The organism is Marinospirillum alkalitolerans (assembly GCF_045055655.1).
Classification (GTDB): domain Bacteria; phylum Pseudomonadota; class Gammaproteobacteria; order Pseudomonadales; family Halomonadaceae; genus Marinospirillum; species Marinospirillum alkalitolerans.
Genome location: NZ_JBANFI010000004.1, coordinates 39,424 through 64,790, shown reverse-complemented (window position 1 = coordinate 64,790; position 25,367 = coordinate 39,424). Strand labels below are relative to the sequence as shown.

The window sequence follows — 25,367 nt, the reverse complement described above, 5'->3', positions numbered from 1 at the left end:
TTAGCGATGCATCAACTTAGCGATCAGGATCATAGCTCAGCACGGGCATCAACCAGCGTTCAAGATCCTTGAGGCTCATCTTTTTATGCTCTGCCGCAGCTTTAACCTGATCTTGCGTGATTTTACCCAGGTTAAAATAGCGGCTGGCTGGATGCGCAAAGTACCAGCCAGAAACGGCCGCCGTTGGGTACATGGCGTAGCTTTCGGTTAAAAAGAGGCTGGTGTGCTCAGTGGCGTTGAGCAGTGCAAACAGCGGCCCTTTTTCAGTATGATCTGGGCAGGAAGGATAGCCGGGGGCAGGGCGTATGCCTTGGTAGCGCTCTTTGATCAGCGCGTCATTATCGAGCTGTTCATCAGCGGCATAACCCCAGAATTCCTTGCGCACCCGTTCATGGAGGCGCTCAGCAAAGGCCTCGGCAAGACGATCAGCCAGCGCTTTGACCATGATAGCGCGATAGTCATCATGCTGGGCTTCGTATTCTTGCGCGAGCTCTTCTGCGCCAATGCCTGCGGTGACAGCAAAACCGCCCACCCAATCTGCGATACCGCTGTCTTTGGGGGCGATAAAATCAGCCAGAGATTTACAATGGCCATCCTTGTCTGCGGTTTGTTGGCGCAAATGGACCAGACGCTGAATGACCTGCTGACGAGTTTCATCGCTATAAATCTCGATCACATCATCATCAACACTATTGGCAGGCCAGAGACCGATAACACCACGCGCTTGCAGCTGACGCTTGCTGATCAGCTCTTGTAGCATCTCCTGTGCATCGGCAAAGAGCTTTTGCGCCTCCTCGCCAACCACCGCATCTTGGAAGATGGCCGGATACTTGCCCACCAGGTTCCAGCTGATAAAGAAGGGGGTCCAATCGATGCGCTCGACCAGCTCTTCTAGTGAATAGTCATCAAAAGACAAGATGCCAGTGATGCGTGGCGGTACGGGTGGCTGGGCTTGGAAATCGATCTTGAGCTTGCGTTCACGCGCCTGAGCGTAATCATATTCTGCGGCCTTGAGGGTGCGCTTGCTTTGGCGCTCGCGCACGGCATCATAGTCTTCCTTGATCTTGGCCATAAAGCTGGGTTTGAGTTCCTGAGAAAGCAGGCTGCTGGCCACACCGACCGCGCGCGAGGCATCGCTGACATAGACCACGGCCTCTTGATAGTGTGGGTCAATCTTCACTGCCGTGTGGGCTTTCGAGGTCGTCGCGCCGCCAATCATCAGCGGAATCTGGAACCCCTGACGCTGCATTTCTTTAGCGACATGCACCATCTCATCCAGGGAGGGGGTGATCAAACCCGAAAGGCCGATAATATCGACCTGATGTTCACGCGCAGCTTGCAGGATCTTCTCAGCGGGCACCATCACGCCAAGATCGATCACCTCATAGTTGTTACATTGCAGCACCACACCCACAATATTCTTGCCGATATCATGCACATCGCCCTTGACCGTGGCCATCAGGATCTTGCCTTTGGTTTGCACCTCGCCGGATTTTTCAGCCTCAATATAGGGGATCAAAATCGCCACGGCCTGTTTCATCACTCGTGCCGATTTCACCACCTGCGGCAAGAACATCTTACCTTCGCCAAACAAGTCACCGACGATATTCATGCCATCCATCAACGGGCCTTCGATCACATGGATAGGTCGTTCGGCCTGCTGGCGGGCTTCTTCTATATCCACATCGATATAAGCGGTGATGCCCTTCACTAGAGAGTGAGCGATCCGCTCGTTAACCGGCAGGCTGCGCCACGCCAGATCTTCCTTTTTCTCTGCACTCTGGCCATCACCGCGATACTTTTCAGCGATATCCAATAGGCGCTCGGTGCTGTCTTCACGGCGATTGAGCACCACATCCTCGACAGCCTCTTTGAGCTCAGCGGGCAGATCATCATACAGCGCCAACTGGCCGGCATTGACGATCCCCATGCTCATACCCACGCGGATGGCGTGATAGAGAAAGACAGAGTGAATCGCCTCGCGCACTGGGTTGTTGCCACGGAAGGAGAAGGAGACATTCGATACGCCACCAGAAATCAGCGCATGCGGGAGGTTGTGATGTATCCACTCAGTGGCCTGAATAAAATCAACACCATAGTTATTGTGCTCTTCAATCCCCGTGGCGACAGCGAAGATATTGGGGTCAAAAATGATGTCCTCGGCAGGGAAGCCAACCTGATCGACCAGCAAACGATAAGCCCGCTCGCAGATTTCAATCTTGCGTGCAAAGGTATCCGCCTGACCCACTTCATCAAATGCCATCACAATGACAGCAGCACCATAGCGTTTACACAGCTTGGCTTGTTCGATAAACGCCGCTTCTCCTTCTTTCATCGAGATGGAGTTGACGATGGGTTTGCCCTGTACGCATTTGAGGCCCGCTTCAAGAATCGGCCATTTGGAAGAATCGAGCATAATCGGCACGCGGGCGATATCTGGCTCTCCGGCAATCAGGTTCAAAAAGCGCACCATCGCCGCCTGCGAATCCAGCATCCCTTCATCCATGTTGATATCGATAATCTGCGCACCGTTTTCAACCTGTTCTAAGGCCACTTCTAAGGCGGTGGTATAGTCCTCGGCGATGATCAGCTTTTTAAAGCGTGCAGAGCCGGTGACGTTGGTGCGCTCACCGACGTTCACAAACAAGGAATCAGCGGTGATGTTAAATGGCTCCAAGCCGGAGAGACGGCAGGCCGGAGCGATCTCGGGCACTTGGCGTGGTGGGATCTCAGCCACGGCTTCAGCGATAGCGCGGATATGCGCCGGTGTGGAACCACAGCAGCCGCCAATAATATTCATCAAGCCAGATTGGGCAAATTCGACCAGAATCGAGGCCATTTCTTCAGGTGTTTGATCATATTCGCCAAAGGCATTCGGCAGACCCGCATTGGGATGCGCTGAAACAAAGGTGTCCGCAATCCGTGAGAGCTCTTCAATATAGGGGCGTAGATCTTCCGCGCCCAAGGCACAGTTGAGGCCGATGGAAAGGGGCTTAGCGTGACGAATACTGTTCCAGAAGGCCTCGGTGGTTTGACCAGACAGGGTGCGGCCAGAGGCGTCGGTAATGGTGCCAGAGATCATGATCGGTAAGGCATAGCCTTGGCGCTCAAAGACCTCTTGGACTGCAAATACCGCTGCCTTGGCATTTAATGTATCGAAGATGGTTTCAATCAGAATTAGATCGCAGCCACCCCGTATCAGCGCCTCGGTGGCCTCAATATAGTTCTCGACCAGCAGATCAAAGGTGACATTGCGATAGCTGGGATCATTGACATCTGGCGAGATGGACGCCGTACGACTGGTTGGCCCCAGCACCCCAGCTACATAGCGGGGCTTGTCTGGCGTGGAGTAGGCATCCGCGGCCTCGCGTGCTAGGCGCGCACCCGCTTCGTTCATCTCTGCGGCCAAGGCCTGCATGTCGTAATCAGCCTGAGAAAGCTGGGTGGAGTTAAAGGTGTTGGTTTCAATAATATCCGCGCCTGCAGCCAGATATTCACCATGCAGACGGCGAATCAGATCGGGCTGACTCAGCACCAGCAGATCATTATTGCCTTTAACATCGCTGGGCCAATCAGCAAAGCGCGCGCCACGATAATCTGCTTCCTGCAGTTTTTCCTGTTGAATCAAGGTGCCCATGCCGCCATCCAGGATGACATGGCGTGTTTCAAGACTCTTGGTCAGGACTGCAAGACGCTGCTCGGTGGCGCTGTTAATCATGTTCAGACTCCAGAAAAAAGAATGCGGCTAGTGTAACAAAAAAGTCGGATTTGGCCGCGAAAAAATGCCTTCCTGAGCTGGGTTTAAAGACCAATCAAAAGACTAGGGTATTTTATTCTGCGTGCAGATGGCATAAGATGGGCGCATCCTCCTGCCGTATCGACAGCAGGACTGTCACCAGTACAGATTTATTTGAGGTAATTCAGCATGACCCAAGAACTAAGCCAGGAAGTGACTCGCCAGCCTATACAAATTACAGCATCAGCTGAAGACTATCTGGCCGAACTCCTTTCCAAGCAAGCGGTTGAAGGCATGGCAGTACGGGTCTTTATTACCCAGCCAGGCACGCCCTATGCCGAAACCTGTCTCGCTTATAGCCGCCCAGGTGAAGAAGAGCCGCAAGACGAACTCTTAGAGCTTGAGAAAATTAAGGTTTATCTGGAGAAAAACAGCCTGCCTTTTCTGGAAGAGGCCGTCGTGGACTTTAACCCAGACCGTATGGGTGGACAGCTGACGATTAAGGCCCCGAATGCCAAGATGCCTAAGGTCAGCAAAGACAGCCCCTTGGCGGATCAGATTAACTACATCCTTTATAGTGATATCAATCCAGGTCTGGCAGCACATGGTGGTGAGATCAAATTGATTGAAATCACCGAAGACAAGGTGGCTGTTTTACAATTTGGTGGTGGCTGCCAGGGCTGTTCTGCAGTTGATCTGACGCTGAAAGATGGTGTCGAGAAAACGCTGCTTGAGCGCCTGCCTGAACTCAAGGGCATTCGCGATGTGACCGACCATACCGTGACCGAAAACGCCTATTACAAATAGGTGATCTCTTCACTCATCTGTTGAGCCCATGCAAGGTGGGCTCATCGTCAACAGCAGATGCCATTTGTCATTTAACTCTAACTCTGAATAGAACGCCGACAGGCAACAGGGCAGTTGCCGCAATATCCCAGCTCGTCAATCAAATAGCGCAGACAGCACAAGCGCCGGATGCGCTTTGGATCAGCAGCATCTTCTGCTTCAATGTAACGCACAGGAAGGTACAGAGGATTACGCTGCCCATCAGGCAGAGAGCGGCTCTCTAAGAGTCTCTGGGCTGGTTGATTGCTTGTGGGCACAGCCAGAGGATGGGTTTGGATCGCCGATGTGAAGAACTCAAGATAGTTACCGGCATTGCTCCAAAACACCTTGGCTGAAGCGCCGCTCACCAATGCCAGTGCGTTAATCAGTGGGCTTAAGTGCTGATCAATCAGGCTCTTAAAGCGTGAAAAATCATCTTGGTTGGAAAGAGGTTGGCCCGCGTGCGCGAGCGTAAAGCCAGTGGTTTTGCCATCAGCAGACTGAGTGAAATAAAGCTCCTTCAGCCCCACAGGAAGATCTCGTCCGAGTAGCAGGTTGGCTGCAAGCGCGGTGGCAATCAAGGCGCTGAAATGCCATTTTGACCAGAGTGAAGCGACGGCCTTTAGATCCGCCTCAGGACCATACTGGGCCCCGAAGCGAGCGAGTAGCTGCTTGAGGTAATTCGGGTTTTGCAGCTCAGTCGCTGGTAAGGCCTGTGGCCCAGGTGTTGGCGAGACAAGAGGGGGAGCAAAGTTTTCGAGTGGGCCGACATAGAGGGTTGAGAGAGTGTGGCTCATGGCAGTGCAGCTTTTGGCAATTAGAGGCCAGCATCCTAATGCAAATGATAAAGATTAGCAAATATTTCGACTCTCGTTATGAGGCAGCTAAGGTGCCTCTGATCAACGCAGCATCAGCAAGCACAATAGTGAATCAGAGGCCTCTTAAACCAAAACCAGCGGCTGCAAGCGGCGTTGTTGCTCCAGTAGCCATTTCAACTGCATTTTCTCCTCTTGATCTGCCTCTTTTTGTGCGCGGTAGCGATCTTCCTGTTCTTGCCGTTGGATCAAATAAGCGGCTTCTTTTTCTTCCAGCTTGGCCAGCAGCTGAGCTTCTTTGTGCTGCTGAGTCTTGATTAGCTCGGCTTGGTGTTCTTCAAGTAGGCGCAGGCGGGCTTGAAGTTCAGCCTGCTGCTGCTGGCTGGCCTGGAGTTGCGCTTGGTGATGCCGCTCTTGTTGTTGATGGCGTTTTTCCTGCTCTTCTTTTTTCTGCTCCAGTTGACGCACCAGCAGTCTGGCTTGGTCAACTTCCTGCATCCAGCGCTGCTGGTGTGCTTCATGGCGCTCCTGTTCTTTGAGTAGGGTCTGCTGCTGTTGCTGAGCTAACTCATGCAGACGTGCCTCATAGTCTTGCTGCTGCTCAGCCAAGGCCGCACGTAGGGCGGCTGTCTCTTCTGCAAAACGCTGTTTTTGCTCGCTCTCAAGCGCCTGTAGGTGGCTGAGCTGATTCTGCAACTGCCCGAGCTGTTCTGCCTGGGCTTCCAACTTGCTCATAAGCTGGGCGTTTTTTTCCTCTACGCGCTGATTCTGCTGCGCGATTTCCTGCGCCTGTTGTTCGGCGGCCTGCTGCGCCAATCGTGCGGCATCAAGCTGCTGATCGATCTCGGCTTGATAGGCCAGACGCTGGCTCTCGGCTTCTTGATAGGCCGTGCGCCATAAGTCCTGTGCGCACTCGATCAGCTTCTGCGGTAAGCGGGTTGCAGCTTGCGGTGCTTGCTGGCGTTCATCCTTCCAGCGCTTGAGGTGTTCGCTCAGTGTGGAAAAGCTGCCAGTACCGAGCTGTTCACGTATGCGCTGCAGGGTTGGATTTTCTCCAGCCTGAATCAGCTGCTCGATGCAGGCTGCGACTTCTTCGTATTGAACGCCATTTCTTGCCATCGTGATCTTGCTCCATAAAGCAGGTTTTTTTTGCAGCCGGTGCAAGGCTTGCAGTGAGCTAGTGAATACAAAGGACTTTATTACATATTACGTATTACGTCAATTTCTACTACGAAAATACCCCTCGATTCATGATAACCACCCTTATCATGAATGGGTGGCGGTGTAAGAGGGGATGAGATAAGATGCCCTTCGGATCGATCACAAAGCAGAAAAATCATGTCTTCCGAGCTTTCTTTGACTGCGTCACAATCTTCTTCACCACAAGCGCGCTCACAATCAGCGACCGAGCTGCCCGTACGTTGTCTTGAGCGTCTGGCTCCACTGCCAGCTGAATTAAGCGGTGCCTCTGGGCGCAATCGACCGCCAGCGCATTTGCATTGCCAGATTGATGCACCACATGATTTAGCGGCAGTCCAATTATGGCTGGCGGAATACCAAGGCCAAACCTATCGCACTTATCGCAAAGAGGCGGAGCGTCTTTTGCTCTGGTGTTGGTTGCAGCGCGGCCTGCCCTTATCGAGCTTGACGCGAGAAGATTTAGTGGAATATCAAGCTTTTTTAGCTGATCCTCAACCTGCAAAGCGCTGGTGTGGGCATGGACGGGCCCCGCGCCACTCAGATGCTTGGCGGCCTTTTCAAGGGCCGTTGAGTCCTGCCAGCCAGCAGCATGCGCTGCGTATTTTGAAAGGCTTATTCCAGTATTTGCATGATGCGGGCTATTTGCTGGGTAATCCGCTGGCTTTGATGCGCCACAAGGGCTCGCGCCAAGAAGCCAAGAGTGTGCGCGAAAGATATTTAGAGCAAGAAACCTGGCAGGTGCTGGTCGATTATCTGGTGCGCCTAGGTCAGGAGCAAGAGGCCGAACCCGCGCGCCAAGCCCAGATCGCCCGCTGGCATTTTCTGCTGCACTTTTTGTATCTGCTCGCTCCGCGCGTGCATGAGGTGGCGCAGGCCAAAATGCAGGATTTCTTTTATCGGCGTGGCTATTGGTGGTGGGCTGTCGAAGGCAAGGGAGGCAAGTATGCTGAGATCCCAGCTCAGCCAAAGCTGATTGATGCCTTAAAGGTCTATCGTCAGCATCTGGGGTTATCGGCGACGGAATGGATGCAGGATGCTTCACCGCTCGTGCGCAACCTACGCGGGACGGAGGGCATCAGTGCCAATATGATTTATCGAACGATGAAGGATCTCACGGCTGAGGCCGCCGCGTTTATTGAGGATCAAGCACCAGAGATGGCGGCCACCTTACGCCAGGCCAGCACCCACTGGTTTCGTCATACTTCGATCACCCATCAGGCCGATGCCGGCGTGGAGCTGCGTTATTTGGCACGCAATGCACGCCACTCTAGCTTGGCAACTACGCGCCTTTATCTTCATGAAGAAGATGGCGCTTGGCAGGAGCAAACAGGACGTCATGGGTTGAAGCCACTGACCCCTGAATAGGTTTTGACATCCTCCCCGCACTCAAAGTACGGGGTTTGTCGCGCATTTTGGTCATCCCCTGCCAAGCCGATCTAGGCTAGGACGCCTCGCCCTGCTGCGCGGCAAAACGGGCACGGGCACGATGGAGTTTTTGATAGCTGGTCAGCAGTCGCTGATGGCGATCCAAGCCAGTCAGTTGCAAGTTGGTGGGCGTCAAGCCGTAAAAGCGCACCTGCCCTGCGACTGAACCCAAAGCTGCCTCGGCGCGTTCAACACCATAGAGCCGAGTGAGGCTCTCGCTAAAATGATCCACTTCCAGCTCTTCATCCAGTGTGATATTCAGCACCGCACTGACGGCTTGATAAAACAGGCCGCGTTCGTGGGTGTTGGTATTGTACTGGAGAAATTGCTCGACCCGCTCAAGCGCCTCTTCATGCTGCCCCAACGCCAGATGAATCAATAGCTTCAGTTCAAGCACATTCAGCTGTCCCCACGGGGTAGGATCATCAAATTCGATACCAATCAGCGTGATGATATCCATATACTCATCAAGCTGACTTTCTTCGAGCCGATCAAGCAGCGCTTGGAGTTGTTCGTCATTCAGTTGATGCAGGTTTAAAATATCGGCACGAAAAGCCAAGGCTTTGTTGGTGTTATCCCAGATCAAATCTTCGACGGGATAGATCTCAGAAAAACCGGGGACAAGAATACGACAAGTGGGCAGCCCTAAATCCTGATGCACCGAAATATAGGCTTCATAGCCCTGCTCTTGTAACAAATCAAAAAGCTGGGCTGCTTCTTCTTCGGTGGTGCCAGAAAAATCCCACGGACTAAACTCATAATCCGCCTGACTGCTGAAGAAACGCCAAGACACCACGCCGCTGGAATCAATAAAGTGCTCGACAAAGTTATTCGGCTCTTGCACTGCCATTGAATTAAAGGTTGGCAAGGGAAAGTCATTCACCCCCTCAAAGCTACGGCCTTGTAAAAGCTCGGTCAGACTCCGTTCTAAGGCGATGGAAAAACGTGGATGGGCACCAAAAGAGGTGAACACCCCGCCTGTCTTCGGATTCATCATTGCGACACAAGCCACCGGAAACTGCCCACCTAAGGAGGCATCCTTGACATAGATAGGATAGCCTTGGGCTTCTAGCGCCTGAATACCTTCGACCAGATGTGGATACTGCGCCAGATAAGCCGCAGGCACCTCTGGCAGTACCAGCTCTTCTTCAATAATGTGTTTTTTGACGGCCCGCTCAAAAATCTCAGACAAACACTGCACCTGCGCTTCGGCCAGCGTATTACCGGCGCTCATACCGTTGCTGAGATAGAGGTTCTCAAGCAGATTGGATGGAAAATAGACCGTCTGCTGATCTGAATGGCGTGTAAAAGGCAGCGCACAAATGCCGCGATCGGGTCGGCCTGAATTAGTGTCGTAAAGATGTGACGCACGCAGCTCCCCTTCTGGATTATAAAAAGCCAGAGTTGCGGCATCTAAAAGACCTTCAGGAAGCTGATCGTCAGGTCCAGGCAAGAACCAGCGCTCATTCGGGTAGTGAACAAACTCACTGTCGCCGATTTGCTCGCCAAAGAACTGGTCGTTGTAGAAGAAATTGCAGCTTAAACGCTCAATAAACTCACCAAGGGCTGAGCAGAGCGCGCTTTCTTTGGTCGCGCCCTTGCCATTGGTAAAGCACATTGGAGAATCGGCATCTCTTAAATGCAAGGACCACACATGAGGGACCAGATTGCGCCATGAGGCGACTTCAATTTTCATGCCCAGATCAGCCAGAATCTGAGTCATTCTGGCGATACTGGCTTCAACTGGAGCATCCTTGCCTTCGATATAGGTTGCCGTGCCTTGATCCAAGCTATTGATTAACAGCGCTTGAGCATCATCAGCGAGGCTCTCGACCACCTCAATCTGAAACTCGGGGCCAGCTTGTACCACCTTTTTGACGGTGCAACGCTCAATCGAGCGCAGAATCCCCTGCCGGTCCTTCTCGCTGATGTCCTCAGGCAGCTCAACCTGAATTTTAAAAATCTGCTGGTAGCGATTTTCAGGATCAACAATATTGTTTTGTGCCAAACGAATGTTATCGGTTGGAATATTGCGCGCAAGGCAGTAAACACGCACAAAATAGGCCGCACATAAGGCTGAGGAGGCAAGGAAGTAATCAAAGGGGCTGGGTGCACTGCCATCACCTTTATAGCGGATGGGTTGATCAGTGATCACCGTAAAATCATCAAACTGCGCTTGAAGGCGAAGATTATCGAGAAACTCAACCTGAATTTGCATCACTCACATCCATCAAAAAAGAGAAAAGCCTTAAGCAAGGCATAAACGGGCATTATCGCTTTTTTTGCGCTCGGCTGCTGGCTTTTTGGCTTGAAAGTGTGTTTTTTTCGCATTACAAGACAAAAAAAGCTACCCTTGGCGCTTTCAGCTGGGTTGAAGAGGATTCCATGCTAGGTAAGCTTTTGGTGGCATTACTGGTCTTTGCCAGTCTTTATGGATTGTGGCTCAAACAGCAGGCCAGTTTGAAACAGCGGCAAGCAGCAGAGCGCAGAACAACAGGGCCTCTTGCTGATGACACTCTTACTGATAACACCAAAGCCGCAGCCCTGGGGCAAGGTAAAAAAATGAGCCCTTTGATTCCGGCGCTGATTTTTGCCTTGTTGATTGGCTCAGGTTATGGCCTTTACCACTGGCGCGATCAGTATCAGCTGCTTGAGGTGCGCGTGATTCAACCTTTAAGCGGAGCAGAAGAGGTCTTTTGGGTTTACAAAAAAGACCTGTATGAAGGTGGATTTACCACGCGTGAAGGACAAAGAGTGCGTTTAGCGGCCAGTGATCGCCTACAGGTGCGTCGCGCAGATCAGCCGTGAGCTCACGCTGCTGATGGGCATTCTGGTAGAATGATGGGTTATTAATCAATACTGAGGAGAAAGCCGGTGACCCCTGCCCAACAGGCTCAACAAGAGCTGCTTGATGAATTTGCCATGTTTGATAACTGGATGGATCGTTATCAGTACATTATCGATCTGGGTAAGGCCCTGCCGACCTATCCCGATGAGTGGAAGATAGCCGATTATAAAATCGAAGGCTGCCAGTCTCAGGTGTGGATTCGTCCAGAGGTAAAAGAAGGAACAATCCATTTTGCGGCGATCAGCGATGCGGCCATCGTTTCCGGCTTGATTGCGCTGCTGGTCCGTATTTACAGTGATCGTACTGCGGCAGAGATACTGGCGACACCACCGGATTTTCTGGCTGCTTTGGGTTTGGATAAGCACCTGAGCCCGACGCGCAGCAATGGGTTACACGCCATGCTAGAGCGCATCTTTGCCGTTGCTCGCGCGGCGAGTTGATTCAGGCGTTTCTTCTTGGCTGGTTGAGGTCACGGATGTGGCCTCATGATGGGCACAGGCGGAGTCACGGCAAGTCGAGTGCGGCGGCACCAGATCCACCCCGCCTGGATGCAAGGGATGGCATTTACCTAAGCGCTTGATGCCCAGCCAAAATCCTTTCAATGGACCATGAACCTGAATCGCCTCGATCATATAGCTGGAGCAGGTGGGATAGAAGCGACAGCTGGGAGGCTTGAGCGGACTGATAAAGAGTTGATAAAACCTGACCAGCGCGATCAGCGCCCGCCCAAGTAGGCGAGCACACCACCGATAGCCGCGCTGTATCCAGAGCATCTGGCTAGGCCTGATAAAGATCTTTGGGATCAATCAACGGCGCACTGGTGACTTCAAGCTGCTCGCTGTTCAGATCAAAATAAAAGCAGCTTTTGCGGCCAGTGTGGCAGGCAGGCCCCAATTGATCCACCTGGAGCAGCAGCGCATCACCATCACAATCCAACTTGATGCTTTTGAGCCACTGCACTTGCCCAGAGCTTTCGCCCTTGCGCCACAGTTGCTGCCGTGAGCGCGACCAGTAGCAGGCCCGCCCCTCACGCAGGGTGATTTCTAGAGATTCTCGGTTCATCCAGGCCAGCATCAATACTTCGCCGGTATCGGCCTGCTGCGCAACAGCGGTGATTAACCCCTGCTCATTAAACTGAATCTGGTCCAAGACTTGTGACCAGGGGATTTGGGTGCCCACTGGGCTGTTTTCTAAATCTCGCCAAAAACTACTGCTTGAAGCCATGCTTTTCTCTTTTTTACTGGTGGATCAATAGGGCTGATCTGGTCGTGATCCAGATCAGCCTCATGCGTTAGGAATCAGTGATGCTCACCGTTAACGATTAAAGGTCAGGCGCTGCCCATAGACGGCTTCGGCGACCTGCCCTTGCTGATAGGCGGGCTGCCCATTGACAAAGGTGGCCTCGATGCGGCTTTGGAAGGTATGACCTGTAAAAGGCGACCAGCCACACTTATAGAGCAGGCTTTCAGGGGTGACTTCACTGGTCGCGTTTAAATCCACCAGCACTAAATCTGCAAAATAGCCTTCACGCAGATAGCCCCGATCCTTGACTTGATAACGCTCAGCCGGATTATGGCAGACCTTTTGCACGATGGTTTCCAATGAGAAACGCCCCGCATGATAATGATCTAAAAGGCTTGGCAAGGCGTGTTGCACCAAGGGTAAACCGGCTGGCGCTTTAAAATAAGTGCCCTGCTTCTCTTCCCAGGTATGGGGGGCGTGATCCGTTGCAATCACATCAATACGGCCCTCATTCACCGCGGCCAGAATGGCATCACGATCCGCCAGACGCTTCACGGCAGGGTTGCATTTGATTTGGGCACCCAGGCGTGGGTAGTCTTCTTCGCTGAACCAGAGGTGATGCACACAGGCTTCAGCGGTAATCTGCTTGCCCTGCATCGGCCCAGGTTGAAAGAGTGCCAGCTCTTGTGCGCTGGTGATATGCAACACATGCAATTGCGTACCATGTTTTTGTGCCAAAGCGACCGCATAGGAAGAAGACTTATAGCAGGCCTCGGCCGAGCGAATAGATGGATGCTCAGTAAAGGGAACATCCTCGCCAAAGCGGGCTCGCGCGGCCTCTTCATTGGCGTGGATCATTGGCGTGTCTTCGCAATGGGTCACGACCAAAATGGGCGCATGAGCAAAGATGCCTTCGAGGATTTCAGGTCGATCCACCAGCATATTGCCGGTCGAGGCGCCCATAAAAACCTTAATGCCACAGGCAGCCTGCGGATCGAGGTTTTTGATCTCCTCGAGGTTGTCGTTACTGGCCCCCAGATAAAAGGCAAAATTGGCGCGTGAACGGCCCGTTGCGCGGGTGTACTTGTCTTCTAGTGCTTGAGCGTTAATGGTCAGCGGGTCGACGTTCGGCATTTCCATATAGGTGGTGATACCACCGGCCACGGCTGCAGCGGATTCAGTGGCGATATCACCCTTATGCGTTAAGCCCGGCTCACGAAAATGCACCTGATCATCAATCATACCGGGTAGCAGATGCAGGCCCTGCGCATCGCTCACCTCTTTGGCGGCCAATGCAGAGAGGTCTGCGCCAATTTTGGCGATGCGCTCGCCTTGAATGGCCACATCAGCCTGTTGAACCTGTCCTTCATTCACCAGTGTGGCATTCAGAATTAAGCGGTCATACATAGGTATTCTCCCGGTAGCATTAAAAGGCCCGACTTCATCAACAGCCTCGATTGAGGCCAGCTCAAGCCTGCGCTGTCTCTGCTGCAGGCTGACCTGTCTGACAGTTTTGGCACAAACCATGCACTTCAATGGTTTTTTTCTCGACGCAAAAACCTTGCAGCCTGGCCGCTTCATTAAGCTGAGTATCCAGACTTTCTTCATGAAGTTCAATGACTTCACCGCACTGGCGGCAGATCAGCAGCTGATAAGCCTGATGATGCTCAGGACAGATACAGCTGACATAGGCATTTAAAGACTCAATGCGATGAATCAGGCCGTGGCTCATTAAAAAATCGATGGCACGATAGATGGTGGGTGGACGGGCTGAGGCATTTTCAGCCGTCAAACTATCGAGCAGATCGTAGGCCTTGGCCCCGCCCTGACTTTGGGCAATCATTTCCAGCACGCGCCGTCGGGTAGGTGTCAAGCGCACGCCCTTGCGTGCACAGAGTGCATCGGCTTGGGCGAGAATATCGTGTGTTAGGTTCATCATCTCGTTCTTTTTAAAGTATTCTGCTGTGTCAGCCATCAGCTGTTGGCGTGATCAGCGTGTCTGCCTAACGGCAAAGAGTTTTTGTGCCACCCCGACCCGCTGCGTAAAGGTTTCTTCTGGGCCGCGCAGTTGTTGTCGATGGGCTTGAATTGCCTGAACGCGAGGCGCCAATCCAAGCCCATTGGCCATCTGAATCGCCAAGCCAGGCCGAGCGTTAAGCTCTAATAAAAGCGGCCCCTGCTCCTTGTCCAGCACCAGATCGGCACCAAGATAACCCAGATGGGTCATATCATAGCAGCGTGAGGCGAGTTCGAGCAGATAGGTCCAGTTATCGATCACCAGTTCATTTAACGGACGCCCTGTATCTGGGTGATGTGTGACAGGGCGATCATGCTGCACCGCTTGCAGGGCACGCCCTGTATTCAGGTCGATTCCGACACCCAGCGCGCCTTGGTGCAGGTTCGCCTTGCCATCAGAGGCATGGGTGGATAAACGCATCATCGCCATAATGGGATAGCCATAATAGAGAATGACACGAATATCCGGCACACCTTCAAAACTAAAGTCGGCAACATCAGGGGCACAGCGGATCAGACTTTCAACCAAAGCGATATCGGGATGCCCGCCTAGGCTATACAGCCCCGACAGAAGATTGGAAAGGTGGCGCTCGATATCCAGATGCGTGATCCATTCACCAGAGGCCTTTTGGTAACGCTGGCCATCCGATTGCAGGATCACCAGTATCCCCTTGCCGCCACTACCCTTGGCTGGTTTGATCGCAAAGCCAACCTGCTGTGGGATCAACTGCTCAAAGCCCTTGACCTGCCCTTGATGCTCAATGACCGCCAGCAAACTGGGCGTGGCAAGTTGATAGTCTTCAGCCAAACGCTTGGTCTTGAGCTTGTCATCCACCAGCGGAAAAAAACGTCGTGGATTGGCAGCACTGATGCAGTCAAGATTACGCGCATTCATACCCAGCACCCCCGCTTGGCGCAGGGCACTGGGTGTGGCTAACCAGTTTTTCCAATGCCAGGCAGGACGGCCAGTTTGTTGCGCTGCTGTGTATTGTTTGACCCAGCTATGCCAGTAGCTGCGGCTACGACTGAGCCACTTTTGTTCTGCCATGGCTTAATCCTCTTTGGATTTTGAGGGTTGCAAGTCCATCAAGGGTTTAAAGCGCCAGAGTTCAAATAAGCGATAGCCGGTATAGCTGCCCAGCAGTAGGATCAAAGCCAACACCACCAGCTGTAAACCAAGGAAGTTAAACATCCAATAGCGCATCAGGGCGAGATCCATCAGGCTAAAGGCCAGTACCGCGGTGATCAAGCTTCCCGCTCCCTGGATAATCACTTCCTTTGCCCCCTCTTCTTCCCAGAGAATCGACATCCGCTCAATCGTCCACGCCAGAATGATCATGGGGAAGAGCGTCACCTGCATGCCTGTGGTCAGGCCTGTATGAAAAGAGATCACTGTAAAGAGCGCGATCAAGCCAATCACGCAGACAATGACGGCGGCAACACGGGCCACCAGCAATAAATTTAATGAAGCCAGCAGCTGGCGCAGAACCAAGCCGATCCCCACAATCACTAAAAAGCTGATTAATCCGGTGACCAGAGACATCTCTAAAAATGCCAAGGCAATCAGAACTGGCATAAAGGTGCCTGAGGTTTTGAATCCAACCAGAACGCGCAGTAAAACCACCACCAGCGCGCCAAGAGGCAGCAGCAGCAAGGTACGAAATAGGTTTTGTTCTGCCAAGGGTAAACTATGAATCGACAGATTCAAAACAGCATCGCTGATTTGGGTACTGCTGACGCTGCTGCTGGGTTCGGTGGATTCAATCATCGAGAAGGTGACGCGTGAATTGGTGCCACCAACCACCTCAAGAATAGGGCCAGCATTGAGCTGCCAAAGAAGATACTGTGCCTGCTGCTCGCCATTGATGGCACTGCCTTCGGCATCAAAAACCTGCCACTTCTGGCCCTGAAAGACTTGTACCAGAGGTTGCAGTGCTTGACGGCGGCGGCCATCTTCGAGCTTTAAGCCATACAGCCGCCGTGCAGGCACTTCGGCCTCATTGAGCAGACGAACCAAGACTTCATCCGCACTGAGTTCACTGAGCAATAAACGACTATTTTGATTGTGTGGATCATTTAAGTAGCGACTGATCGCTCGGGCAAGGCTCCAGGCATCCGAGGATTCCAGCCAGGCTCGTTCGAGCAGGCCAGCCGCTGCTGTCTGTAAGGATTCCGACCAAGCCACATGGGTCAAGGCTGGGGGGGGAACCTGCAACTCAGTGTTAGCCTCAGGTGAGACTAAAAATTGAGCGCGATAATAGAGCCATTGCGTGCCACTGGCCTGACGTGTGCTCCATTCTGCCAAGCGCTGTTGGCCTTGATGATGAAAATGTAGGCCAAAACCAGGCGAGGCTGTGTGTTCATCCAGAAGAATGTAACCCGGCTGCGTTTGCGGCAAAGCCAAGCGTACACTCAACGGCTCGCCACGGGCCTCAAGCTCAACGCGGGCTTCAAGGTTCCAGTAGCTCTGCTCGCTGCCTGGGAGCAAGGGCACCTGATGCACCAGATGCCGCCACGCTGTGTGCAGCCCCCCGACCAAGATCAACAGCAGCGCGACCCACAATAAAGACGAGCGAGCCAGCTTCATTCTGCTTCTCCTTGCGCCGTTTGTTCTGTGGTGGTTTCTGCTGCGGCCTCTTCTTCTGGTTCAGCTGTTTCTGGTTCTGCGATGGCTGGCAGCTCAGGTCGGCCCTGCACATATTCACGCGCGACATCAATCACGGCCAAATCCATCATATAACGACGACCAAGCAGGACAGGAAAGGTCATTTCTCCACGATCAGTCAGGGTGAATTCGACTGATTCCGTGCGATTGGCAAGACGCATTGGCAGGCGGATCACTGGGCGTGATTCTGAACCACTGGCTTGGCGTATTCTGACTTGGCGCACCAGTGGCGCTTCAATCGGGATGACGCGTACATCTTCACTCTCTTGTGATTGATAGTGGGTTTCAAAACGCAGCCAGGTTTCACCATCGCGCTCAAATTCTTGTAGATTCACGGCATGTAAAGAAGACGTGTTGGCACCGGAATCAATTCTGGCTGGCAGAATCAGTCGCTGCTCAGGAAAGGCCACCCACTCCTGGCGACCCAGTAACAGCTTGCCATCCACCTCCACCGCTAGGGCTTGCTGAGCTGGCGCACGTAATCTCTGTCCCTGAGGGTCGGCTATCTGCTGTTGGGCCAGCTGACGCTCTAAAGCGACCAAACGCTGATCAAAGCGCAAATCCAGATGACGCAGACTGGATTGCAAGTGCTGTTGTCCCGTTTGTTGCTGATCAAAGCCCGTCTCTAACTGACGCTGCCAAACTTGTTGCTGTCGGGTGTCCTGCTGTTCAAGCTGGGTGGCGATCCACATCTGCTGGTTGGCAAGATCTTCTTTGGTGGCAAGATGCGCAGGCGTAAGCGCCTGACACCCTGCTAAAACAAGAGGCAGGCTCAGCGCAGCCAAGCCCTGTAAGCGCACAGGCAGTGAGAAGTGATCAAAATTGCGAGTCTGAGAAAATGCCATGCTGTGCAATATCCTAGCTGAAAAGTGAAAGGCACCCATTAAGGTGCACCATTTGGAAGCATTTTAGCCTTCTTTATGATCCTGTCCTAGGGCAGAAGGTTCAGCTGGAAAATCTTCGCGTTGTAGTATCCCTTTGAATTTCAACTGCATATCCTTTCCTGAAGCCAGTGCTTTCAAGGTTTTGGAGTGGAATTCACGCCGATACAAGATACTGACCACCAGCAAGGTGCTGCCCATAAAAATCAGCGGATCCAAAAACCAACCCAGCAGAGCCAGCCCAAAATAATAGGCGCGCAAACCATAGTTAAACTGGTTCGCGGCCAGATCAATCACATTCGCGGCCTGAATCGCAAACATCTTCTTGGCCCCTGCTGTGGTTTTCGGATCACTGGGTAAGGGCGCGCTGCCGATCAAAATCGCGCAAAAGTTATACTGGCGCATGGACCAGGTAAAAGTGAAAAAAGCATAGATAAATAAAGCAATTAACAATAAGAGCTTGGCCTCAAAACCAATCGAGGTCATCTGCTGTCCGGTAAAGCTCAGCTCACTCAAAATACCCATTGCCCGATCTGTCGAACCTAATAGACCGAACAAGGCGGCCAGAATCAGCAAGGAGCTCGACGCAAAAAAAGCGCCATTGCGTTCAAGATGGGTCATGATGGTGGCATCCGCTATACGCGCATCCCGTTCCAGCAAACGTGTCATCCAGTCATAACGATACATATGCATGACACCGGCGAGGCAACGACGATTGCGCTGATTACGGCGGCTATACTCGTAGTACCAGGCCCAACAGAGGACGTACCAGCCAAAGGCCAGCCAATCCAGCCAGGAAAAAGCCTCAAGAAGTAAGCTTGGCAAGATCTGCTCCCGATTCATCAAGTGGTTGAGAGGCGCAATTCTACTCTAGTGATGCCATCTCCGCCTAGGGACAGTCAGGCATCCCCAGAGAGACGCTCAAGACTGGCTCTCGCTTTGGCTCTTACGGCAGCATCGCAGGGCCGAACTCACCTTTTGCTCACAAATTTGTTAAGATGGCAAGTTGAAAGTTCTTTTTGCTTGCGGATCGACTATGACTAAATCTGTACCAACAGAAAAACAAAACCAGATTCTGAAAGCGGCGGCAGATGCCTTTTTAGAGAATGGCTACCAAAACACCAGCATGGATCATATCGCCGCGCGGGCCGGAGTCGCCAAGCAAACGCTTTATAATTATTTTGGTAACAAAGACACCTTGTTTGTCGCTGTCGCTGGCCAAATGTGCGAGTGTGAAGATGCCTTTATGGCTTCAGCCGCTGTCGTGGGACAGGATGTCGAGAAGGTATTGCAAATCTATGCGCAGCGTAAGCTGGCTGATTTGAGTTCAACAGAAAACTCGGCTGTTTTTCGGATGATGATCGCGGAAGCCCTACGCTTCCCCTCTTTGGGACGCATGTTTTTTGAAGCAGGAATGGAAAAAGACCGCCAGCTTCTGGTGACTTTTTTGCAGCGTCAAGATGCGGCAGGTAATTTACAAGTCGATGATGCCGAGCAAGCAGCCCTTTTCTTTCAAGGTGCCCTCAATGCCTACTTCCGACCGAAGTACATTATGACTGGCGAAAACTCAGCGAGTGAAGCCATCCAAAAGCACATCGACTACTGCATTCAGAAGTTTCTGCTGCTCTATCGCCCAGCCTCAACTCGCTAATGCACGCTAAGCTCGCAAAAAGATTAAAAAATTTTAAAAAAGTGTTGACGCCTCAGAAAATCCTGATAATATACGCGCCGAGTTGGAGGGTTGGCTGAGCGGTCGAAAGCATCGGTCTTGAAAACCGACGAGGGTGTGAGCCCTCCCAGGGTTCGAATCCCTGGCCCTCCACCACAAACATATAAATCAAGCGCCCTACGGGGCGCTTTTTTTTGTTTGGTGCTATATGCCGTGTCATCATGGCGCATGGTGTATCGTCTTTAATGTGGGTTTTTATGTGGGTCTTTGGCGATCAGCCCCGCTTTAGAATCACCGCTCCTTGATGGACACCCCTCAGATCTCAGTGTTGAAACACGCTTAGCTGGCGGCTATAAGCTAGGGTGAGCGAATCAACTTGCTGTTCACCCCTTCTCTTTTATTTTATTGGCGCGGAACATCTGCATGAGTCTTCAAAAAAGAATTGCCTTAGTCCTGCTGGCGCTGACACTCAGTATTACGCTGGTGCTGGCTGTGTTGCAGTGGAAATCCTTTCATCGCCTTGCTCAAGAAGTGGCGGCAGATCGTTTGCATCAGGCCCATCGCCTACTCTCATTGACTGATAATCTGATGCAAGAACAGGTTGCTAGCAGTATGCGCTTGTTGATGCAGCGCAGTTTGGCTCTAGGCACGCCTAGTTTGGGTCGCCCCATTCAGCTGGGCGCTGGTGTTGCGCCTGATCTGTTGCTTGGAGAGCAACCTCAGGCATTGCACTTTGAGCTGGTCGATGGCGTCACTGAAATCATGGGCGGTACGGCCACCCTTTTTACGCGTGATCAGCAGGATTTTGTTCGTATCGCAACCAATGTGACCAATGCACAAGGGCAACGTGCGGTGGGCACCCGCCTCGACCCCAATGGTGCCGCAATTCGACACCTGAACCAAGGCGAAGCTTTTTACGGTCAAGTGGATATACTTGGCCAACCTTTTTTAACCGGTTATGAGCCGATTCAAAATCAACAAGGTGAAGTCATCGGCATTTGGTATGTTGGCTATTCAGCTGATCTTGCCCCTCTCGCTGATATGCTCGAAAGCGCGCGCATCATGCAACAAGGCTTTGTGGCCTTGCTGGATGCGGATCAACGCTTACGCATGCACTCTGATCATCTCACTAGCCAGCAGATTACGGCTATTCTGAGTGCCGAAACAGATGAATGGACACTTAAGCAACTCTCTTTCGCGCCTTGGGGCTATACGCTCGTCGCTGGCTATTCGACGTCAGAGGTGCAGCAACAGGTCTTAGATCGCTCTGCTTATATTGCGACTGGGGTGGCACTGATTGGTTTGCTGCTGGCCGTGATCCTTATCCTGCCCTCCATCCAGCTGACCAAGCGTATCGCCATTTTGCATCAAGCGGCTAGCCGGATACATCTCACCAAGGATTTAACCATCCGCACGCAAGTGCAAGGTGAGGATGAAATTGGAGCGCTTGGGCAAGCATTTGATGAATTGATTGATGATTTTCAACAAGCACTCACCGAAGTCGCAGCATCATCTCGTTACCTAGCTCGCTCTGCTGAGGATCTGTCAGCCATTAATCTTAAAAGCCACCAAGGTATCGCGATACAGCACCAAGAAAGCGAGCAGCTGGCAGCGGCTATGAATCAAATGGTGGCTACCGTGCAAGAAGTGGCCGCCAGTGCAGGCAAGGCGGCTGATTCAGCGCGCAGTGCCGATCAGGATGCCCATCAAAGTGCGCAGGTCGTACAGCATGCCATTACCAGAATCGGCACGATGGCAACCAATATCGAAGCCACTGGAGCCGTGATTTCTGCGCTGGGTGATCAGGTGCAGAAGATTCATACTGTGTTGGAAGTGATACAAACCATTGCCGAGCAAACGAATCTTCTCGCCCTGAATGCCGCGATTGAAGCCGCACGCGCAGGTGAAGCCGGGCGTGGGTTTGCCGTTGTGGCTGATGAAGTGCGCTCTCTGGCTCGTCGTACGCAAGAATCCACCGGAGAAATAGAACGCATCATTGCTGATTTACAAGCACGAGCCAGTCAAGCAATGGATGCGATGCAGACAAGTCAACAGGATGCCGAGCAGGTCATACAGAGCGCAGAACATGCCTCTTCTGCACTCGGTGGGATTATTGGTGCCGTCAGCCATATTAGCAGCATGAACGAGCAGATAGCCTCGGCTGCTGAGCAGCAAACTGCTGTGGCGGGTGAGATTCACCATAACATCAACAAAATCAATCAGATTGCGGAGCAAAATCAGCTCGGAGCGCAAGAAACGCTGCATGCCAGCGAATCTCTGGCGACTCTGGCTTCTCAGCTTCAAAATCTGGTGGCCCGCTTCAAGCTTTAAAGATACGCCGCCAAGGAACCTCTGATCAACGCAACATCAGCAAGCGCCATAGTGAGTCAGAGGTTTCTTCACTGGTGGGCCCCTGCGACTTGCATTGATGTGAGTCGCCAGGCGAAGCGAAAACATGCTGGCACTGATATCCAGCCAGCTTGCGGATACCCATCACTATTTTGTTTGAAAGAAGGTCTACAAATCTGCGTGATCAAGCACAAACTGCGCCGCCAGATCAGGTGAATTCAGCGCTTTAACAAAACGGATTCTGTCTTCAGTACTTTGATCTCCCATCATAATCCCTAACGTGATCTGCGCTCTTTCTGCAGGGGTACCAAAAACACCAGCCGCATCCAACTCTTTCATCGCCTGTATCAGACAGTTTTCAATTTGATGGACAAATGCATCGACTTCTTTCTCATCAGGCTTGCCGCTATACAACCGGTCTAGCTCTTCATCAATAAAAAGAAGCTCAGCATCTAACTCTTCAAAGTAATCTTCACCTTCGGTATGTAAAGGACTATCGCAAGGGGACCATTTGAGGCTCTTGACTAGTTCGTCTTTTGGCATGGCCGCAAAGTAAGCCTCTTTTTGATAAGCCTCAACCACTGCTTGTAACCCCTGATAGGTTGAACAGGTTGGAGTCACATAGCTATAACTCCCAGAGGTATACAAACCAAAAAAATAAAACTGCTCGTCAGGATGCTGGGCACGAATGGCGGGGAAAGCTATTTTACCGGCAGCAACGATCTTTTGCTGTAATTTCTGAAAACTCATTTTATCTCTCTCAAGTGACTTCAAGCTTCGTATTCTGATCTATCCAACAAGCATTAAACAAGCAGACGTTTCTTGAAAAAGGATCTGCATCACTTATTTATTCATATCATGATCTACTCGGCTCAATAATCCGTATCTTTTCGATTATACTGCGCCTTTAAATTCATTGGCTTTGCTTCTCGGTCTCATCATTGATGACAAGACAAGAAGCCTAGGGAGGTTCCCTAGAAAAGCCGCTCTAAAAAGGATCCCCATTGATGACAAGCAGCTTACCACCTTTAACAGAAGAGATTCAGGATGCCTGCAAATTGGTTTCTCTAGAGAAAGTAGACTCTGTCGAGCCCAAGATCACCATAGCCGACGCGTATTTTTTAATTGGTGAATCTGATGGTTATGTTGAGATTTCTGTCATCCTTGAATATGACTTGATCAGCGATGGGCAAGCCTATCGGGCTAAAACGCATACTCGGTTTTATGATTGGCGTGGCACAGCAGCTTTTGAGGCCAGACTCAATAGCGTCTCGGGGAGCTATTTTAATGATTTAGCACACTACCCTCAAAAGGTGACTGAGGCGATGTCCTTTTCTCTTGTTCAAATCAGTCATCAACTAGGACGTCCGCTAGAGACTTTACCACCTTTTGCAGAACAGGCTCAGCAGGCTCTGGCTTTAAGCCAGAAAGCAGGGGCGAGTCACGAGATAGATTATTGTTGATCAGCTACGGGAGGCAGACCAGCATTGAGCTTGCCCCCTCGTGAGGCAGAAGCCCTGTGATGTGGCGTGATCTGAGCAAGGTCACGCCCGTCTGAAAATCGAGGCAAAGGGCAAACAAAAGCTATACAAAACTTGATTAAGCATTGATTTTGGTCAACACTCACCTGAATTCAAACCGCTGAACTGAGGTGATCACTATGACCCTGCGCCTATTCCTTTTTGCCCTATTCCTCAGTGGCTTCAGCCTGACCAGCCAAGCCGAACCTTTGCAATGCCCACCTATCCTGCAATCCACCCAACCTCTGCTGCATTCGACTGAAACCCAGAATTTATGCGATTTTGCGGGTCAGCCGCTGTTGATCGTCAACACGGCCAGTTACTGTGGCTTTACCAGCCAGTTTGGCGGCTTAGAAGACCTCTATCAAACCTATCGTGATCGTGGACTGGTGGTCTTAGGCTTTCCTTCCAACGATTTCATGCAAGAAGCGCGTGATGCAAGTCGTACCGCTGAGGTGTGCTTTATCAACTATGGCGTCACCTTCCCGATGATGGCGGCCAGCTCAGTGACCAGGGGGCAGCTCAATCCTGTTTTTGCTGAATTACAGCGCCAGGGTGCAGCCCTACCACGCTGGAATTTTCATAAGTATCTTGTTAATGCCGAAGGCGAGCTGGTGGGCTTCTTTGGTAGTCGGGTTGCGCCTGATGCGCCACAACTACAGGGTTTGATTGAGCAGATGCTGAATTAAGATGCGCTTTGTTTGGACGATCTGCCTGCTGGTATGGCTCAGTGGCTGCCAGCCACTGACGACAGAAGATGCACTAACGCGCTATCTCGAGCGCTTAAACCGTGCACTCGAACTGCCGACCGAGCCGGCTGATCTTGAGATCAGGACCCTAGCTGCATGGCCCCCCGCTTCGATGAGTCAGCTGCCTCTTACGGAGATCCGCCTTGGTGTGTTTGAAACCTATGCGCTGCGCTCCTGCCCTGATCTGCTCAGCCTGATTGCACAGCGTAATAATCAGCTTGGCCGTGTGATGCCCTTGGCGTTGCGCTTAGAATATGAGCTTGAACTCAGTCAGCGACTTCATGTCTGTTATCGGCAGGCGATTCAGATGGAGCAAGAAGATCTCGCCGAACAACTCCGGCCGCTGATCGAGCAGGTCGATCAACGTCTTCCAGCCATTTTTTGGAATTTTCTGGTTGCCAGTGAAGAAATGCGTGGTTTGATGCGCTTGAGTCGCGGCCCTCTGCCCCTCGCCGCTCAGCCTTTAGAGCAGGAGGCCCAAGCTTTACTGGAGACACTCCTAACCTTGCAGCAAGAGTTGAGCTTGGATCAACAGTGGCGCCATACTGAAGAACAAGTCACGCTCCTCCACCTTGGCCCTTATTTGCAGCCTTTACAGGATCAGGCCTCGGTTGGGCAGCTACTTCAAAGCCTGATCCTGGCCGAAGCCACACTCAAAGCAGCCCAAAGGCAACTAGATGCTCGCCTCACCGGCCCACCACTTTGCCCGCAGCCTACACCCAGCTTGCCGCGCGCCCAAACCAGCCAACGTGTTCTATTGCAGACTTTTATTGGTGAGATCCAGCCTTGGATGGCCCAGTTAGAGCGCCAGTCACACATCTGGCTGCCTGCGCTGAATCAACTTCTGGATCAGCCAGATGCCCCTGAGGTGATTCAAGCCTGGCGGCAAAACTGGATTGATCCAGCCGAGCCTGCTACCCCTTGGCGGCGCTTTCAGCAAGCACATCGTGAACATGCCCGCTTATGGGAAGCCTTGCTGCATCAATGTGGTCTTCGGGTTGGGCTAGAAGTGGTGCAAACGGATTAACGCTGCATCTGACGCACCCAATAATCGGCATCCTGACACAAGGCGGTGTTTTTGAGTCGATCACTCAAGGCTGTTTCAAAGCTGAGTCCAGCACACTGACCTATCTGCTCACCCCAGCGCTGTCCATCACGCGGTTGCTGCAATACGGCAGGTAAGCGGCCTTCATACTGGCTTAAGCAGTTACGCGTGGCCACGCGCGCGGTATCCACACAAAGGTCGGCACTAATATCAAAGCATTGGCGAAAATATTGGCGCGAATCACAAAAAGCAGAAGGCAAAATGGTGAGCATAAAATCCATCCACTCTTGGCGTTCAGTCTGCTGAGCGTGGACCGTGTTGCTGGCCAGCAGTAAAGCGCCCGCGAATCCAATTCCTCTTATCATGCCGATGTGCATGGCTC

At 52.1% G+C, this 25,367-nt stretch carries 23 protein-coding genes and 1 tRNA gene; 10 read left to right on the top strand and 14 right to left on the bottom strand.

Translation table 11 applies throughout. The annotated features are described in order from the left end of the window. Positions 1-16: 16 nt before the first annotated feature. Entirely contained in the window at positions 17-3,718 is a 3,702-nt protein-coding gene (gene metH / locus V6U78_RS07155) for a methionine synthase (RefSeq protein WP_405338890.1), read from the bottom strand. Between the two features lie 207 nt (positions 3,719-3,925). Between metH and nfuA the strand changes: the two genes are divergently transcribed. After that, positions 3,926-4,543 carry a Fe-S biogenesis protein NfuA gene (gene nfuA, locus V6U78_RS07150; RefSeq protein WP_405338888.1) on the top strand — a complete coding sequence of 206 codons (618 nt, stop codon included), beginning with the start codon at positions 3,926-3,928 and terminating at the stop codon, positions 4,541-4,543. Positions 4,544-4,620: 77 nt separating this feature from the next. Here the strand turns inward: nfuA and fhuF are convergent, their stop codons facing one another. Both fhuF and V6U78_RS07140 read right to left on the bottom strand, forming a co-directional pair. Then, positions 4,621-5,358 carry a siderophore-iron reductase FhuF gene (fhuF, locus tag V6U78_RS07145; RefSeq protein ID WP_405338886.1) on the bottom strand — a complete coding sequence of 246 codons (738 nt, stop codon included), beginning with the start codon at positions 5,356-5,358 and terminating at the stop codon, positions 4,621-4,623. Positions 5,359-5,502: 144 nt separating this feature from the next. Continuing rightward, on the bottom strand, positions 5,503-6,495 hold the full coding sequence (locus V6U78_RS07140; RefSeq protein WP_405338884.1) for a DNA-binding protein: 993 nt from the start codon (positions 6,493-6,495) through the stop codon (positions 5,503-5,505). 219 nt (positions 6,496-6,714) lie between these two features. On the opposite strand from V6U78_RS07140, the gene V6U78_RS07135 reads away from it, so the two are divergent. Next, positions 6,715-7,941 (top strand): tyrosine-type recombinase/integrase, encoded by a 1,227-nt coding sequence (locus V6U78_RS07135; RefSeq protein WP_405338882.1) that lies wholly within the window; start codon positions 6,715-6,717, stop codon positions 7,939-7,941. A gap of 76 nt (positions 7,942-8,017) precedes the next feature. Here the strand turns inward: V6U78_RS07135 and V6U78_RS07130 are convergent, their stop codons facing one another. Continuing rightward, positions 8,018-10,219: an OsmC domain/YcaO domain-containing protein gene (locus V6U78_RS07130; protein ID WP_405338880.1), complete on the bottom strand. Its 2,202-nt coding sequence runs from the start codon at positions 10,217-10,219 to the stop codon at positions 8,018-8,020. Positions 10,220-10,386: 167 nt separating this feature from the next. Between V6U78_RS07130 and V6U78_RS07125 the strand changes: the two genes are divergently transcribed. Continuing rightward, on the top strand, positions 10,387-10,809 hold the full coding sequence (locus V6U78_RS07125; protein ID WP_405338878.1) for a hypothetical protein: 423 nt from the start codon (positions 10,387-10,389) through the stop codon (positions 10,807-10,809). Between the two features lie 114 nt (positions 10,810-10,923). Beyond that, complete coding sequence (locus V6U78_RS07120) at positions 10,924-11,289, top strand: SufE family protein (protein ID WP_405339509.1); 366 nt, start codon at positions 10,924-10,926, stop codon at positions 11,287-11,289. Here V6U78_RS07120 and yidD read toward each other — a convergent pair. From yidD to V6U78_RS07080, 8 genes are all read right to left on the bottom strand, one after another. Continuing rightward, complete coding sequence (gene yidD / locus V6U78_RS07115) at positions 11,251-11,622, bottom strand: membrane protein insertion efficiency factor YidD (RefSeq protein ID WP_405338876.1); 372 nt, start codon at positions 11,620-11,622, stop codon at positions 11,251-11,253. The two genes, V6U78_RS07120 and yidD, sit on opposite strands and share 39 nt — an antisense overlap. A 4-nt stretch (positions 11,623-11,626) precedes the next feature. Then, positions 11,627-12,073 (bottom strand): phosphoribosyl-AMP cyclohydrolase, encoded by a 447-nt coding sequence (gene hisI / locus V6U78_RS07110; protein WP_405338874.1) that lies wholly within the window; start codon positions 12,071-12,073, stop codon positions 11,627-11,629. A 90-nt stretch (positions 12,074-12,163) separates the two neighbouring features. After that, complete coding sequence (locus V6U78_RS07105; RefSeq protein WP_405338872.1) at positions 12,164-13,498, bottom strand: dihydroorotase; 1,335 nt, start codon at positions 13,496-13,498, stop codon at positions 12,164-12,166. Positions 13,499-13,559: 61 nt separating this feature from the next. Further along, positions 13,560-14,027: a transcriptional repressor gene (locus tag V6U78_RS07100; RefSeq protein WP_405338870.1), complete on the bottom strand. Its 468-nt coding sequence runs from the start codon at positions 14,025-14,027 to the stop codon at positions 13,560-13,562. A gap of 54 nt (positions 14,028-14,081) precedes the next feature. Then, positions 14,082-15,155: an alpha-L-glutamate ligase-like protein gene (locus V6U78_RS07095; RefSeq protein WP_405338868.1), complete on the bottom strand. Its 1,074-nt coding sequence runs from the start codon at positions 15,153-15,155 to the stop codon at positions 14,082-14,084. Between the two features lie 3 nt (positions 15,156-15,158). After that, a complete protein-coding gene (locus V6U78_RS07090) occupies positions 15,159-16,694 on the bottom strand; it encodes a UUP1 family membrane protein (protein ID WP_405338866.1) in 1,536 nt (511 codons plus the stop codon). Next, the gene (locus V6U78_RS07085; protein WP_405338864.1) at positions 16,691-17,617 is read right to left on the bottom strand and encodes an ATP-dependent zinc protease family protein; all 927 of its coding nucleotides are present in this window, start codon (positions 17,615-17,617) and stop codon (positions 16,691-16,693) included. Before V6U78_RS07085 ends, V6U78_RS07090 begins: the two co-directional genes overlap by 4 nt. Before the next feature lie 63 nt (positions 17,618-17,680). Beyond that, positions 17,681-18,478, bottom strand: a complete 798-nt coding sequence (locus tag V6U78_RS07080) for a DUF599 domain-containing protein (RefSeq protein WP_405338862.1) — start codon at positions 18,476-18,478, stop codon at positions 17,681-17,683. 211 nt (positions 18,479-18,689) lie between these two features. Between V6U78_RS07080 and V6U78_RS07075 the strand changes: the two genes are divergently transcribed. From V6U78_RS07075 to V6U78_RS07065, 3 genes are all read left to right on the top strand, one after another. After that, a complete protein-coding gene (locus V6U78_RS07075; protein WP_405338860.1) occupies positions 18,690-19,304 on the top strand; it encodes a TetR/AcrR family transcriptional regulator in 615 nt (204 codons plus the stop codon). A gap of 84 nt (positions 19,305-19,388) precedes the next feature. Next, positions 19,389-19,478: transfer RNA gene (locus V6U78_RS07070), tRNA-Ser, on the top strand. 267 nt (positions 19,479-19,745) lie between these two features. Beyond that, complete coding sequence (locus tag V6U78_RS07065; RefSeq protein WP_405338858.1) at positions 19,746-21,653, top strand: methyl-accepting chemotaxis protein; 1,908 nt, start codon at positions 19,746-19,748, stop codon at positions 21,651-21,653. A gap of 186 nt (positions 21,654-21,839) precedes the next feature. Here the strand turns inward: V6U78_RS07065 and V6U78_RS07060 are convergent, their stop codons facing one another. Beyond that, positions 21,840-22,421, bottom strand: coding sequence for a DUF4303 domain-containing protein (locus V6U78_RS07060; protein WP_405338856.1), 582 nt, complete (start codon positions 22,419-22,421; stop codon positions 21,840-21,842). A gap of 257 nt (positions 22,422-22,678) precedes the next feature. Here V6U78_RS07060 and V6U78_RS07055 point away from each other — a divergent pair, with 257 nt between their 5' ends. From V6U78_RS07055 to V6U78_RS07045, 3 genes are all read left to right on the top strand, one after another. Continuing rightward, positions 22,679-23,134, top strand: coding sequence for a hypothetical protein (locus tag V6U78_RS07055; protein WP_405338854.1), 456 nt, complete (start codon positions 22,679-22,681; stop codon positions 23,132-23,134). A gap of 197 nt (positions 23,135-23,331) precedes the next feature. Then, positions 23,332-23,880, top strand: coding sequence for a glutathione peroxidase (locus tag V6U78_RS07050; RefSeq protein ID WP_405338852.1), 549 nt, complete (start codon positions 23,332-23,334; stop codon positions 23,878-23,880). 1 nt (position 23,881) lies between these two features. Next, a complete protein-coding gene (locus V6U78_RS07045; protein ID WP_405338850.1) occupies positions 23,882-24,967 on the top strand; it encodes a DUF3080 family protein in 1,086 nt (361 codons plus the stop codon). On the opposite strand, the gene V6U78_RS07040 is transcribed toward V6U78_RS07045, so the two are convergent. Then, the gene (locus V6U78_RS07040; RefSeq protein WP_405338848.1) at positions 24,964-25,362 is read right to left on the bottom strand and encodes a hypothetical protein; all 399 of its coding nucleotides are present in this window, start codon (positions 25,360-25,362) and stop codon (positions 24,964-24,966) included. The genes V6U78_RS07045 and V6U78_RS07040 overlap by 4 nt on opposite strands. Between the last annotated feature and the right edge of the window lie 5 nt (positions 25,363-25,367).